The 13,970-nt window shown below is 70.1% G+C and carries 12 protein-coding genes and 1 tRNA gene; 9 read left to right on the forward strand and 4 right to left on the reverse strand.

Annotation, left to right across the window (positions count from 1 at the left end; translation table 11 throughout):
* Positions 1-52 precede the first annotated feature (52 nt).
* The 3 genes from V6R91_RS09010 to V6R91_RS09020 all read right to left on the reverse strand — a co-directional run bounded on the left by V6R91_RS09010 (position 53) and on the right by V6R91_RS09020 (position 2,366).
* The gene (locus V6R91_RS09010) at positions 53-721 is read right to left on the reverse strand and encodes a GntR family transcriptional regulator (protein WP_336395221.1); all 669 of its coding nucleotides are present in this window, start codon (positions 719-721) and stop codon (positions 53-55) included.
* 89 nt (positions 722-810) lie between these two features.
* Positions 811-1,254 (reverse strand): MarR family winged helix-turn-helix transcriptional regulator, encoded by a 444-nt coding sequence (locus V6R91_RS09015; RefSeq protein ID WP_271059863.1) that lies wholly within the window; start codon positions 1,252-1,254, stop codon positions 811-813.
* Between the two features lie 320 nt (positions 1,255-1,574).
* Positions 1,575-2,366 (reverse strand): hypothetical protein, encoded by a 792-nt coding sequence (locus V6R91_RS09020; RefSeq protein WP_271059862.1) that lies wholly within the window; start codon positions 2,364-2,366, stop codon positions 1,575-1,577.
* 326 nt (positions 2,367-2,692) lie between these two features.
* Here V6R91_RS09020 and V6R91_RS09025 point away from each other — a divergent pair, with 326 nt between their 5' ends.
* Positions 2,693-3,265: a helix-turn-helix domain-containing protein gene (locus V6R91_RS09025; RefSeq protein ID WP_271059861.1), complete on the forward strand. Its 573-nt coding sequence runs from the start codon at positions 2,693-2,695 to the stop codon at positions 3,263-3,265.
* Positions 3,262-4,500: an MFS transporter gene (locus tag V6R91_RS09030; RefSeq protein ID WP_336395222.1), complete on the forward strand. Its 1,239-nt coding sequence runs from the start codon at positions 3,262-3,264 to the stop codon at positions 4,498-4,500. Before V6R91_RS09025 ends, V6R91_RS09030 begins: the two co-directional genes overlap by 4 nt.
* A gap of 34 nt (positions 4,501-4,534) precedes the next feature.
* Here the strand turns inward: V6R91_RS09030 and V6R91_RS09035 are convergent.
* Positions 4,535-4,621 (reverse strand) — tRNA-Leu (locus V6R91_RS09035).
* Between the two features lie 241 nt (positions 4,622-4,862).
* Here V6R91_RS09035 and V6R91_RS09040 point away from each other — a divergent pair.
* From V6R91_RS09040 to pknB, 7 genes are all read left to right on the forward strand, one after another.
* Positions 4,863-5,576: a DUF3662 and FHA domain-containing protein gene (locus V6R91_RS09040; RefSeq protein WP_271059859.1), complete on the forward strand. Its 714-nt coding sequence runs from the start codon at positions 4,863-4,865 to the stop codon at positions 5,574-5,576.
* Entirely contained in the window at positions 5,573-6,121 is a 549-nt protein-coding gene (locus V6R91_RS09045; protein ID WP_067246832.1) for an FHA domain-containing protein FhaB/FipA, read from the forward strand. Before V6R91_RS09040 ends, V6R91_RS09045 begins: the two co-directional genes overlap by 4 nt.
* Before the next feature lie 8 nt (positions 6,122-6,129).
* The gene (locus V6R91_RS09050) at positions 6,130-7,371 is read left to right on the forward strand and encodes a PP2C family protein-serine/threonine phosphatase (protein WP_271059858.1); all 1,242 of its coding nucleotides are present in this window, start codon (positions 6,130-6,132) and stop codon (positions 7,369-7,371) included.
* Positions 7,368-8,765 carry an FtsW/RodA/SpoVE family cell cycle protein gene (locus V6R91_RS09055; RefSeq protein WP_271059857.1) on the forward strand — a complete coding sequence of 466 codons (1,398 nt, stop codon included), beginning with the start codon at positions 7,368-7,370 and terminating at the stop codon, positions 8,763-8,765. The genes V6R91_RS09050 and V6R91_RS09055 overlap by 4 nt, the downstream gene beginning before the upstream one ends.
* 109 nt (positions 8,766-8,874) lie before the next feature.
* Positions 8,875-10,332, forward strand: coding sequence for a peptidoglycan D,D-transpeptidase FtsI family protein (locus V6R91_RS09060; protein WP_271059856.1), 1,458 nt, complete (start codon positions 8,875-8,877; stop codon positions 10,330-10,332).
* Positions 10,329-12,176 (forward strand): serine/threonine-protein kinase, encoded by a 1,848-nt coding sequence (locus V6R91_RS09065; RefSeq protein ID WP_336395223.1) that lies wholly within the window; start codon positions 10,329-10,331, stop codon positions 12,174-12,176. Before V6R91_RS09060 ends, V6R91_RS09065 begins: the two co-directional genes overlap by 4 nt.
* A gap of 28 nt (positions 12,177-12,204) precedes the next feature.
* Positions 12,205-13,953 (forward strand): Stk1 family PASTA domain-containing Ser/Thr kinase, encoded by a 1,749-nt coding sequence (gene pknB / locus V6R91_RS09070; RefSeq protein WP_336395224.1) that lies wholly within the window; start codon positions 12,205-12,207, stop codon positions 13,951-13,953.
* The last annotated feature ends 17 nt before the right edge of the window (positions 13,954-13,970 follow it).

Consider the following 13,970-nt stretch of genomic DNA (forward strand, 5'->3'; position numbering starts at 1 on the left):
TGCTAGATCCCGCTCGAGACGAGCCGATCGCCTTCCGCCGCTGCCTTGCGCGTCACTCTTCCCCCGTCGGCAGCATATGAGCCCGCTCGACGGCGAGTTCCGCACCCACCGCATCACCCGCCTCGATGCGATCGGCGAGTTCCTGGAACAGATCAGCGAACACGTCGAAGTCGAAGATCTTGTTGACGGTGGCGATCCGCAGCTTGAAGGCGAGCCCGTCGATCGTCTGCTCGCACAGCGCGATCAGGATCGGATTGCCGCATTCCCGCATGATCGTCCGCCACAAGGCCGTCGCCTTCACGTTCGTTCCGGGACCGTCGCCAGCGCGCAGGCGTTCGATCACTTGCGCCAGCTGGCGGAGCACGTCCTTCTTGACCTTTGCCGTCAACCGCGGGACGGCGACTCGGACCACGCCGCCGAGGATGACGCCGAGCGTCTGCAGAGCGGCATGAGCCTCCTCTTCGACCGGCACCGCGACACGGGTGTAACGGTTCGGCGCCATCTCGACGAGCCCGGCCCGGGTGAGCTCGTTGATCGCATCCCGTACCGGGGTTCTCGACACCCCCAGCCACTTCTCGATCTCGTCGTCGTAGAGCCGCTCTCCCGGCTGCAGCGTCCCATCCAGGATCGCTTCGCGAAGTCGCTCGAACACCTTCTCTCGCAGCAGCGTCCGCTTCGCCGGCTCCTGCTCCGCGCCAGTCGGGATCGGCAACCCGACCACCCCATTCCCCGTGTCTCGACGGTGCCCTCACACCGCCACAACGTTACATGCTTCATAGTAGCATCTGAAACGAAAAATATTACTCGCGCTCAACCCCCGCCCGAGGGACGCGCCTCGCCCGAAGATGCCGCCAACTGCGCGCCTATGGCCTCCAGAGCATGAGAGAGCGCTGCGATACTGTGCGGCTCGAGTGCGGCGAGCGCACGACGGGACACCGCGCGGAACTCCTCCTCGACCCGCGTGGCGAGCCCGTGGCCCTCCGGCGTCAACGTGACCAGCACGGATCGCCGGTCCCTGGGATGAGCGGCGCGCGTCACGAGGCCGCGCGCGGAGAGAGCGTCGACGAGTGCCGTCACGTTCCTGGGGGTGGTCGTGCAGGTGAGCGCAAGGCTTCGCTGAGTCGAGGCGCCGTCGCTCTCGAGGGCGATGATCGCCCGTGCCTGCAGAGGGGTCAGCCCGACGCGCTCGCTGACCCGAGCCATGGCCTGCTTGACACTGTCACCCGTCGCCAGGAGCAGTCCGAGGGTCGGCATGGATGAAATATATCACACAATAGATATTGAAATATTGCGATAGACTGACCTCGCCGCTTGACCCAGCGGTGGCGTCGGCACCCCATCCCCAACCGAGCCGGCGCCGAGGGGACCGGACGCCTCCCCCCAGCGAAGGCCCCTCCGACCGAAGGGCTGGCCGCCACGCGGCCGGCCCTTCGGAATCCATGACCAGAACCGGTCTGGGACTGCGGATCGGCGTGCATGCGAGGGAACTCGCCCGTCGCCCGCTGAGCGGCAAGGACGAGGGGCCCGCGCTTCGATCGCACGCGAGCCCCTCGGGTCGGGAATCCTCAGTCCTCCTAGCCGACGACCTTGGAGACGAGAAGCTGCTGGTCAGCGGACAGCGAGGCTCCCGGTGTCGTGTTGTCGATCAACACCTCGACGGTCCTGGCGCCCGGGTCGGTCCGGACCGTGATCGTCCGGGTCCCGTCGCTGTTCTTCCGGTTCGGAAGGTAGTAGGCCGTTCCCGCGTGGACCTCGCCTGCGTACCGACCGTCGACACGAACCACGTAGCGATAGGCGGCGCTCTGGAACGAACCCTCATCCATCACGAGGTCGGTCACTCCCGCACCCCCATCGGAGACGGAGCGGATCGCCTCAGCTTCCGGGTAGTCGATGTTCTGGGGCCCGGTCCCGTTGACCACGAACGTGGTGCCGCATGAACCGACGTACGGGCGGGAGTAGGTGATGGTGGACTCCTTGGACTCGGTCCCCGTCGGGGTGACGAACTTCACCCGGTAGGTCGTGGTCTGGGAGCCCTTGTACGTGGGAAGCCGGGCCTTTCCGTCCGAGATCGCGAAGGATGAGGACCACTCGCGTCCGGGGTCGGTGGACTCTGCGACCACCCGGGTGCCAGGAGGGTAGACCGTCGGCACGCTCCAGGAGACGTGCCCTTCTCCTTGCACGAGCTTGCAATAGCCGCCCAGGTGAGGCTGGACGCCCTCGATCGCGATTCGGTCGTTGACCTGGACGTCAACGGCCGATGCTGCCGAGAGGGTCAAGGGCGCCGCCGTTGCGGCCGTGGTCCCGCCCACTCCGAGGATGAGCCCGCTCGCCACCGCGAGGGTCGCGAGGTATCGACGCTTCTTCATGTGCTCTCTGCTTCCTGTGTCTGCTCAGATCGCCCGACAAGTCACTGCCCGAACATTCCGAGGTGTGTAATGTGAAATTTATATTTCACTGTCCACATCCTATCCACACGAGGGTCCGTCGCTCCGCGTCCCACCATCAGCGGCGCGACGATCAGCGGCATCTGACGAGGACGCGCGCGGCGGGCTTCTCTTCGCACCGCGTCCCCGGGAGATGGTGTGACCGCCGAGAGTCCAGACCTTCCTCCGCCGGAGGCGGCCGAACAGAATGCGAACGATTCTTCGCACTCTATTGCGAAGATCTCTTCGCACCCCTAGCGTGGGGTCGCATGGACACCGACGCTCCCGGCCCACCCGGGCCGCCCTCCGAGCCGGGGACCGCGGAACTTCGTGTGCTCTCGCACCCCACACGGCTCGCCTTCCTGCGGCGGCTGCGCGCTTACGGTCCCGCCACCGCGCGCGCCCTCGGAAGGGAGTTCGGGATGGACTCCGGGGCGGCGAGCTACCATCTGCGCCGCCTCGCCGCCGGGGGTCTCATCCAGGAGGACGCGGACCGGGGCACGCGCCGCGAACGCTGGTGGCGGGCCGGGAGCGACGTCGTCCAGTTCGATCCCGCGCAGCACGAGGACGAGGCCTCGCGTGCGTATGTGCACGCGAACCTGCTGGCGACGGCCGCCGACCTGAAGGCCCTGGCAGGATCCGCGGCCGCCGCCCCGGCGGAATGGCTCGCCGCCTCAGCATTCGTCGACCACCGCCTGGATCTGGACGACCGGGATGCGGAGGCGCTGCGCGGCGAGATCCTCGCGCTTGTCGAGCGTTATCGGGACCGCCCTCCGGCGTCCGGTGGAGAGTCCGTCCGTCCGCCCGTCGTCGTTCAGGTGCAGCTCTACCGCAGGCCATGACCACCGCGGTCCGTGCCGGCGGCCCCGCGACCCGGTGGCTGCTCGCCTACACCGCCGCGATCCTCGGGGACGTGAGCTACTACCTGGTCCTGACCTGGGCGGCGGGAGAGGCGGGCGGCCCCCTGTGGACGGGAGTCGTCCTGGCGGTCGGGGCGATCCCCCGCGCCGCCCTCATGCTGGTGGGCGGTCTGCTTGCCGATCGTCTGGATCCGCGACGCATCGCGATCGCCACCGACGCGGCGCGCGCGGTCCTGCTCGTCGGAGCAGCCTCGGCCGCCGCCGTGCTCGGCCCGATGCCATGGTGGCTGCTGGCGCTGTCGCTGTCGTTCGGCGTCGTCGACGCGTGCTTCATCCCAGCCGTGGGGGCGCTGCCGGCCCGCCTGGTCCCGCCGGACACCCTGCCGAGGCTCCAGGCTTGGCGGATCACCGGCCTGCGTATCGGCAACGCCATCGGCCCCGCGGTCGGCGCGCTCCTGCTGACCCTCGGCCTCGCCGCCGCCCTCGCCTCGGTCGCCCTCCTGTTTGTTGTGTCCGTGGGGCTCCTGTTGACCGTGCGAACCCGCGTCGCCGCCATCGCACCACGACGGGGAATGCGATCGGTCGCGCCCGTGCCGCTCGGCGAGCTCCGGCGGCGCGGCCTGCTCCCTCTCGTCGCCGCCACGGCCCTGTCGGAGCTGCCGTTCTCGGGGCCGGTCGCCATCGGTATCGTGCTGCTGGCCCAGGAGAGAGCGTGGCCGCCCGCCGTCGCCGGCGCTCTCCTCACGGTCTTCAGCCTCGGCGGGCTGGCGTCGGGCGTGATCCTCGGATCCCTCCCGCGCCGTCTCCTCGGCGGACCCGGCGCCGCGCGGGGCGTCGTCCTGGGCGGCCTCGCCCTCGGCGCCGGCATCCTCGCCCTCCTCCCTGCTGCGGATGCCGGCACGGCGGTGGTGCTCGGCGGGGTGCTCGGCGCAGCCACGGGTGCCACGATGGTGGTCGGTCATGGCCGGATCCAGCAGGCGACGCCCCCGGAGCTGCTCGGCCGGGTCACCGCCCTGCTGTCCCTGGCGACGCTCGGGCTCGGCCCGGTCGCCTACGGCGCCGTCGGGACGATCGCCGCGACCGCCGGCCTCGGAACCGTCTTCGCCGTCCTCGCCGGGACGCTGGTGTGCGCGGCTGTGGTCCTGGTCAGCGCACGCGGCCTGCTCGCCAGACCTGCGGCAACCGCCATGGAAAAGCGAAACGGCCCGGGGTTCTGATCGAACCCGGGCCGCTTTCCTGAGCCACACCGTATGGTGCGCGAGGGGGGACTTGAACCCCCACGCCGTTGCCGGCACTGGCACCTGAAGCCAGCGCGTCTACCTATTCCGCCACTCGCGCATGTCGGCCCCGAGGAACCAACCTCCCGAGGATAACACGAGCGCGGGGCGTGCTCGAAACCGCACTGGCCCGCGAACGGCGGGCTCTCGCGTGCTGCCGAACGTCCGGTGAGAGGCGATCCCTACGGGAATCCCTGGTCGCACGCCATCGCCCTCCGCTTCGACGGAGATACGGCGTCCAGGGGATCATTCAGGGCGTGTGGCTACGATGGCCGTACCTATCGGTGAGCCTTGGGAGCCCAGTGGGACTACTAGACAGCTTTGAGAAGGGTCTGGAGCGCGCGGTCAACAGCGCGTTCGCGAAGACCTTTCGCAGCGGCATCCAGCCCGTGGAGATCGCCTCGGCCCTGCGCCGGGAGGTCGACACGAAGGCTGCCGTGGTGAGCCGGGACCGGATCATCGCCCCCAGCACCTTCGTCGTCCGTCTCAGCGACGAGGACGCCGCCGCCATGCACGGGCTCGGCGGCGCGCTCACCGACGAGCTCCACGCGCTGCTGTCGAAGCACGCGCGCGACCAGGGCTACAGCTTCGCCGGCCCGCTCTCCATCTCCCTCGAAGCCGACGACAAGGTCGCCACCGGGACGGTGCAGGTCGTCTCCGGCGCCGCCGACGAGCGCGTCACCTGGCAGGCGGTGCTCGACGTCGGCGGGCAGCGGCACACGATCTCCCGTGCCCGCACCGTGATCGGCCGCGGCAGCGACGCGGACGTCACGATCGCCGACGCCGGCTCCAGCCGCAAGCACGCCGAGATCCTCTGGGACGGCGAGCGCGCGATGCTCCGCGACCTCGGATCCACCAACGGCACCAAGCTCGACGGCCAGAAGGTGCGCGAGGGCGTGCTGTCGTCGGACGCGGTCATCACGATCGGCCGCACCGATCTGACCTTCCGTGTCGTGCCCGTCTCCTCCCGCCGCGGCGGCGACGCCGGCCCCCGCATGTTCGGAGCGACGCCGTGAGCAATCCCAGCGAGCTGACACTCCTTCTTCTGCGCATCGGCTTCCTGGTGCTGCTGTGGTTCTTCGTCTTCGCCGTCGTCTACTCGCTGCGCGCCGACCTGTTCGGCGTGCGCGTGCGCAAGATGCCCGACGCACAGGCGGCCCCCGCGACCGTCCGCCCGCCGCAGGGTTCCTCCCCGGACGCCGCGACGGCCCCCGTCGAGAAGCCGCGCGCCGCGCGCTCCAGCAAGCCCGGCGGCCCTGCGACGACCTCCACGGTCTCCACCCTCGTGATCACCTCGGGACCGAAAGCCGGCCTGGAGCTCCCGCTGGGCCGCGAGCCCATGACGATCGGCCGCTCCAGCGAGTCCGGTCTCGTGATCCGCGACGACTACACGTCCAGCCACCACGCGCGCCTGCTGCTGTGGGGGGAGAACTGGATGATCCAGGACCTCGACTCGACCAACGGCACATACCTCGGCGGCGAGCGCGTCGGCGCGCCCGTCGCCGTCACCATCGGCACGCCGATCAAGGTCGGCGCAACGACGTTCGAGCTGCGAGCGTAACCGCCGTCATGGTCTTCGAGGGTTCGAGCGCCGCGATCTCCCACACCGGGAAGGTCCGCTCCAACAACCAGGACTCCGGCTACGCCGGGGCCAACCTCTTCGTCGTCGCCGACGGGATGGGCGGGCACGCGGGCGGCGACGTCGCGTCGAGCATCGCGATCCAGCGCCTGGAGAACCTGGACCAGGCCTACTCGGCGACCATGGACGCCGAAGCCGCGCTGCAGGCCGCCGCGACGACGGCCGCCGGCGACCTGATCCGCGCCGCAAAGGACCGCCCGGAGCTCGCCGGCCTCGGCACCACGCTCAGCGCGATCATCATGGTCGACGACTACGCCGTCATCGGGCACATCGGCGACTCCCGGATCTACCTCTTCCGCGACGGGGTGCTGACCCAGATCACGGCGGACCACACGTTCGTCCAGCGTCTCGTCGACTCCGGCCGCATCACTCCCGAGGAGGCGCGGTTCCATCCCCGCCGCTCCGTGCTGATGCGCGTGCTCAGCGACATGGACGCGGATCCGGAGCTGGACCTCATCGTCATGGCGACGCAGCCCGGCGACCGCTGGCTGCTGTGCTCCGACGGCCTGTCCGGCGTGGTCGACGAGGCTCACATCACCAAGGCCCTCAAGCTCGGGATGGCCCCGGGCCGAACTGCCGATAACCTGCTCAAGCAGGCGCTCGACGGCGGCGCCCCGGACAACGTCACCATCGTGATCGTGGACGTCGGCGGCCAGCACCCGGTGCTCTCCGGAGCCCCGACCATCGTGGGCTCGGCCTCCAACCCGCAGGGCGTCGTCGTCCCGGCGGCGCGACCGGCCCGCCCGAGCTGGCTGCACCCGGTCCGGCAGGCGGCGAACGAGCCGACGCACTTCGAGCCCGCCGCCGAGTACCTGGAAGAGCTGATCGAGGAGGACCGCCGCCGCGCGCACCGTCGCCGGATCGGCTGGATCGCGGGGGCCGCGGCGATCATCGTCCTGCTGGCCGCGGCGCTGTTCGGCGGCTACAGCTGGACCCAGACCCGGTTCTTCGTGGGCGCCGACGAGGACACCGTGGTGATCTTCCGCGGCATCCAGCAGGACATCGGCCCGATCTCCCTCTCCAGCGTCTACGAGGACACCGGCATCAGGCTGCGGGATCTGCCGCAGTTCGACCGCTCGCGGGTGACCGAGACGGTGACCGCGCGCTCGCTCGAGGACGCCCAGTCGATCGTCGACCGTCTTCGCGACTCCGCGGAAGGAGGTGCGAAGTGACCGCCGACACCGCCCCCGAGGTCTCCGCCGACACCAGCGTGCTGCGGGCGCTGCGCAAGATCCGCGGACCCCAGACCCAGCGCAACCGCGAGTTCTGGCTGCTGCTGTTCTCCGTCCTCATCTCCGGCTGCGCGATCGCCCTCGTCCAGCTCGGCGCGCTCGGCACGATCGACCCCATGATCCTGCTGATCAGCGGAGGACTGGCGATCCTCGTGTTCGCCCTGCACATCGTGCTGCGATTCGTCGCGAGCGACGCCGACCCGTTCGTCGTCCCCATCGCCACCCTGCTGACGGGGCTCGGGATCGCGATGATCTACCGGATCGACATCGCCCAGCACAACACCGGGTGGGCGGCCTACTCCACCAAGCAGCTCGCCTGGACCGCGATCTCGATGGCCGGGGCGATCGCCCTCGTCATCGCCCTGCGCAACTACCGGGTCCTGTACCGCTTCACCTACCTCTCCGGCCTCGCGGGAATCCTCCTGCTCCTGCTGCCGTTCGTCCCCGGGCTCGGCGACACCGGCGCGAACGCCGATGTGTGGGTGTCGATCGGCGGCATCTTCGCGTTCCAGCCCGGCGAGATGGCGAAGATCTTCCTCGCGATCTTCTTCGCCGGGTACCTGGTGCGCACCCGCGAGAGCCTGTCCTCGGTCGGCAAGCGGTTCCTCGGGTTCACGTGGCCGCGCATGCGCGAGCTCGGCCCCGTCATCGTGGTGTGGCTGCTGTCGCTCGGCATCATCGTCTCGCAGCGCGACCTCGGCACCGGCGTGCTCATCTTCGGCATGTTCATCGTCATGCTGTACGTCGCGACCGGGAAGACGAGCTGGGTGCTGATCGGGCTCGCCATGGTCGCCGCCGGCGTCGCCGCGGCGACGCAGATCCTCAGCTACGTGCAGGGTCGCTTCCACAACTGGCTCGACGCCTTCAATCCGGAGCTCATCGAGGCGGACGGCGGCAGCTACCAGCTCGTCCAGGGCATCTTCGGGCTCGCACACGGCGGCCTCATCGGCACGGGGCTCGGCCAGGGCCGCCCCCACCTGACCCCGCTCGCCGAGAGCGACTACATCATCCCGAGCCTGGGCGAGGAGCTGGGCCTCATCGGGCTGTTCGCGATCCTGTGCCTCTACATGGTCTTCGTGAGCCGCGGCCTTCGCATCGGGCTGGCCGGGCAGGACGACTTCGGCAAGCTCCTCGCGACCGGACTGTCGTTCACGATCGCACTGCAGGTGTTCATCATGGTCGGCGGGGTCACGCGGGTCATCCCGCTGACCGGTCTGACGACCCCGTTCCTCGCCGCGGGCGGATCCTCCCTGGTCGCGAACTGGCTGATCGTGGCACTGCTGCTGCGCATCTCGGATCGCGTCCGTCGACAGCCCCGGGTGGTGATCGGATGACCACCCTGATCTCCACGCGTTTCGTCTCGCTCCGCTCGCTCAACGACCGGTCGTTGAGCGAGGAGCGAAGCACCGAGACGAAACGCCGTCACGCCCGAGGCGGTGCCGCATGACCAAAGAACTGAGACGGATCAGCCTCCTCGTGCTGCTGATGTTCTTCTCGCTGTTCGCCGCGGCGAGCTGGATCCAGGTGGTCCAGGCCGACGACCTGGCGCAGAACGAGTTCAACCGGCGCACCCTGCTGGACAGCTACGAGGTCCAGCGCGGGTCGATCCTGGCCGGCGGCGCGCAGATCGCCTCGTCGACGCCGTCCGACGACGTCTACTCCTTCCAGCGGGTCTACGCGGATCCGCACCTGTGGGCTGCGGTGACCGGGTTCTACAACCCGGCGCTGGGCAGTGCGACCGGGATCGAGCGGGCGATGAACAGCGAGCTGTCCGGCACCGGCGGCACCCAGTTCTTCTCCACCATCGAGCGGATCATCTCCGGTCAGCCCCAGCGCGGCGCCAACGTGGTGCTGAGCCTGGATCCGGCGATCCAGCAAGCCGCCTACGACGCGCTGGACGGCTACCAGGGCGCGATCGTGGCGATGGAGCCGAAGACGGGGCGCGTCCTCGCCATGGTCTCCACGCCGGGCTACGACACGAACGCCCTGGCCGTGCACGACCCGGACGCGGCCCAGGACACGTATCAGCAGTTGGAGGACGACCCGGGCGACCCGCTGTTCAACCGCGGGCTCGGCGGAAACCTCAACCCCCCGGGATCCACGTTCAAGATCGTGACCGCCGCGGCGGCGCTCGCCTCCGGGAAGTACACGCTGCAGTCGACCCTCCCGAACCCCTCCTCCTACGTCCTCCCCGGGACCACGACGGCCGTGCACAACGCGTGGGGCGGCGCGTGCGGCGGCGGCAACGAGGTCACGATCGCCGAGGCGCTGCGCCTCAGCTGCAACATCCCGATGGCGGAGCTCGCCGCCGCGCTCGGCGACGACGCGATCAAGCAGATGGCGGAGAAGTTCGGCTTCAACCAGAGCTTCCAGACCCCCCTCGAGTCCACGCCGTCGACCTACCCCTCGGGGCTCAGCGACGACCAGACGGCGCTCACGGGCTTCGGCCAGGGCGACGTCCGCGCCACCCCGCTGCAGATGGCGATGGTGTCGGCCGGGATCGCCAACGACGGGATCGTCATGAAGCCGCGGATGGTCGACAGCATCCTGGGCGACGACCTGTCCGTGCAGAAGTCGTTCGAGGACTCGGAGCTGGGTCGCGCGCTGACCGCTGAGGAGGCCGACGCGATCACCGACGTGCTGGTCGCGGGGGTCCAGGGCGGCGCGGCGACGGGTGCAAGAATAGACGGAGTCGACGTGGCCGGGAAGACGGGAACGGCCGAGAACGGCGACACCGATCCGTACACCCTCTGGTTCACCGGCTTCGCTCCGGCGGAGAACCCGCAGGTGGCGGTCGCGGTGGTCGTCGAGGATGGCGGCGGGCAGGGTCAGGACGGATCCGGTGACGGAATCGCGTCACCGATTGCGAAGAAGGTCATAGAGGCGGTGCTGAACAGATGAGGCCGACGCAGGGTGTGTCGTTCGGTGGTCGCTACGAGCTGCAGTCGCGGATCGCTATCGGCGGCATGGGCGAGGTGTGGGAGGCGACCGATCACGTCATCGGGCGGACGGTCGCGATCAAGATCCTCAAGGACGAGTACATGGGGGACCCCGGGTTCCTCGAGCGGTTCCGCGCCGAGGCGCGGCACGCCGCGCTCGTCAACCACGAGGGCATCGCGAGCGTCTTCGACTACGGCGAGGAGAACGGCTCCGCGTACCTGGTGATGGAACTCGTGCCCGGCGAGGCGCTGTCGACGATCATCGAGCGCGAGGGGACGCTGAGCGCCGACAAGACGCTCGACATCGTCGCCCAGACCGCCTCCGCGCTCCAGGCCGCACACGCCGCAGGGCTGGTGCACCGCGACATCAAGCCCGGCAACCTGCTGATCACGCCCGACGGCCGCGTCAAGATCACCGACTTCGGCATCGCCCGCATCGCCGACCAGGTCCCGCTGACCGCGACCGGTCAGGTCATGGGCACCGTGCAGTACCTCTCGCCGGAGCAGGCGTCCGGCCACCCCGCATCCCCGGCGACGGACATCTACTCCCTCGGCATCGTCGCGTACGAGTGCCTGGCGGGCAAGCGCCCGTTCACCGGGGAGTCGCAGGTGGCCATCGCGATGGCCCAGATCAACGAGCAGCCGCCGCCGCTGCCTTCGACCGTGCCGGTTCCCGTGCAGAACCTCGTCATGGCGATGATCGCGAAGAAGCCGGCGGACCGGCCGTCCTCCGCGGCCACCGTCGCACGCGCCGCCCAGGCCCTGCGCCGCGGCGACCTCAACTCTGCGGCGATCGCCGTCCCCGCCATCGCGGCGGGTGCCGCCGCCGGTGACGACGCGGCGACGACCCTGCTGGGCACCGGCGCCACCGAGGGGGCGACCCGGATCCTGCCGACCACGGCGCAGCTGCCGACGGGTGCGGCGGCCGAAGAGGAGGCCGCGCCCAAGAAGAAGCGCAGCGCCTGGACGACGCCGCTCATCGTGCTGATCATCCTCCTCCTGCTCGTGCTCGGCGGCACCGTGTGGGCGCTGATGTTCAACCAGAGCCCGTCGCCGGAGCCGTCCCACAGCACCTCGGCCCCGGCCTCGCCGAAGCCGTCGCCCAAGCCCTCGACGCCCAGCCCTCAGCCGACCCAGAACCGCGTCAACGTGAACGACCTGGGACTGGTCGGCATGACCTGCGACGAGGCCACCGCCGCCGCGCGCAACGCGGGCCTGGATGCCAACTGCACCACCGGCGACCCGGCCCCCTCCGACGAAGAGGTCGGCCGGGTGGCGCGCGTCGAGCCGACCGGATCGGTGAACCCGGGCACGCTGCTGTCGCTGGTCGTGTACGGCGACCGGGTGTCGGTCGGCTCCCCGTCCACCCCGCCGTCGGTCGACGGAGAGCCGGAGTCCGGCAAGAACGTCACGCTCTCCTGGGACGCCTACGTGTGCCCGAGCGGCACCGGGACCGTCAGCGGGTACAACGTGGTCCTGGGCGGGGCGACGTTCGAGGACGGCTCGACGACGCGCACGTTCGGCACGGAGACCCAGGCGACGATCAAGGTCACGAGCATCGCGGGCCAGCAGCTCACGGCCAGCTACACCGCGATCTGCACGAGCGAGAGCGGTGAGCAGCGCGAGACCGGTGCGTCGCCGCAGATGTCGGTGACGATCACGGGCGGCTCGACCCCGACCCCCGTCCCCACCGAGACCCCGGGCGGCAACAACGCCGGTGGGGACGCGACCACCGGGGGCGACGGTACCGAGAAGGACCGCGCCGAGATCCGACAGGCCCCGGCCCTCGCAGGAAAGGGCCGCTAGGCGTCGAGGGAGCTCGACAGGTCATCAGATGGAGGGGGGTCGTTCGTTGTCCACGCAGTCGCGCGTGATCGCCGAGCGCTATCGGGTCGATGAGGTCATCGGCCAGGGCGGGATGGCGCAGGTGCACCGGGGAGAGGACCTGACGCTCGGCCGACCCGTCGCGATCAAGATCCTCGACCGGGAGCTCGCGCGCGACACCGCCTTCCGCACTCGCTTCCGGATGGAGGCGCAGGCGGCGTCGCGGATGGCGCACCCCTCGATCGTCCGGGTGTTCGACGCGGGCGAGGACCCGTCCGCCGAGGCGGGGGGATCCCCGTCCGAGCCGGTTCCGTTCATCGTCATGGAGCTCGTCGAAGGCGAGCTGCTCAAGGACGTCCTGCAGCGCGGGCCCGTCTCCGTGGCCGATGCCGTGCGCTATGCCGACGGCATCCTGGAGGCCCTGGAGTACTCGCATCGCGCCGGCGTCGTGCACCGCGACATCAAGCCCGGCAACGTCATGGTCACCCCGTCCGGAGCGGTGAAGGTGATGGACTTCGGGATCGCCCGCGCGGTCTCCGACTCCTCGTCCACCGTCGCGCAGACGACCCAGATCATCGGCACCGCCGCCTACTTCTCGCCGGAGCAGGCGAAGGGCGAGCAGGTCGACGCCCGCACCGACATCTACTCGACCGGCGTCGTGCTCTACGAGATGCTCGCCGGCCGCCAGCCGTTCCGCGGCGACTCGCCCGTGGCCGTCGCCTACCAGCACGTGAGCGAGGCGCCGGTTCCGCCGAGCGAGCTGCACGAGGACGCACCGGACGAGGCCGAACGGCACGCGCTGGACCCCGTCGTCCTGCGTGCGCTGGCGAAGGACCCGTTCCAGCGCTTCCCCGACGCCAGTGCCTTCCGCGACTCCCTGCGCGCCGCCACCACGGGATCGGTGCCGACGAAGAAGCAGGCGAAGAAGCAGATGGGCGAGCTCACCAGCGAGCTCTACGGCCCGAGCCCTCGCCAGGCGGCGGAGACGGCGCGCACCCTCCGCCAGCTCAGCACGGACACGACCATGGCCCGGACCCAGTCCGGCCCGCCGGTCGCCTGGATCTGGGCCGGCGTCGCCCTGCTCGCCGTCCTGCTCGCCTCCGTCCTCATCTGGGTCGTCGCAATGCGCCCGGCGGGAGAGCTGCCCTCGAGCACGCGGGAGGTCACCGACCTGTCCGGCATGACCTACGAGCGGGCCGAGGACGCCCTGCAGGACCTCGGGCTCAAGGCGGCACGCATCAACGAGTCCAGCGCCGAGGTGGCCGAGGGCAACGTCATCCGCAGCGACCCCGGCATGGGATCGCGGATCGAGGTCGGTCATACCGTGACCCTGTACGTGTCGACCGGCGCCGAGATGGTGAAGATGCCGCCGATCACCGGCCTCAGCCAGGCGGCCGCCACCGACGCCCTGCAGAAGGCCGGGTTGAGCGTGGGCGCCGTGCGGCGGCAGAACGATCCGCAGTCCCAGGGCGGGACGGTGCTCGACGCGTCCGTCGCCGCCGACGCCGAGGTGGCGCCGGGGACGGTCGTCGATCTCGTCGTCGCGAGCGGCGTGGTCACGCTGAACGACCTCACCGGGAGCACGCTCGAGTATGCCTCGGAGCAGCTGGCCTCCCTGGGGCTCACGGCGCGGACGTCGGAGAACAAGGACTGCGCCGCGACGGATCCCGCCACCGTGCGGTCCATGTCCGTCGCACCGGGCGACGTCCCCGTCCAGTCCGAGGTCGTCCTGTACTACTGCACCGGCAAGGACAAGTAGCCGTCCCGCAGCCCTCG

The sequence above is a fragment of the Microbacterium sp. CCNWLW41 genome, assembly GCF_037083505.1.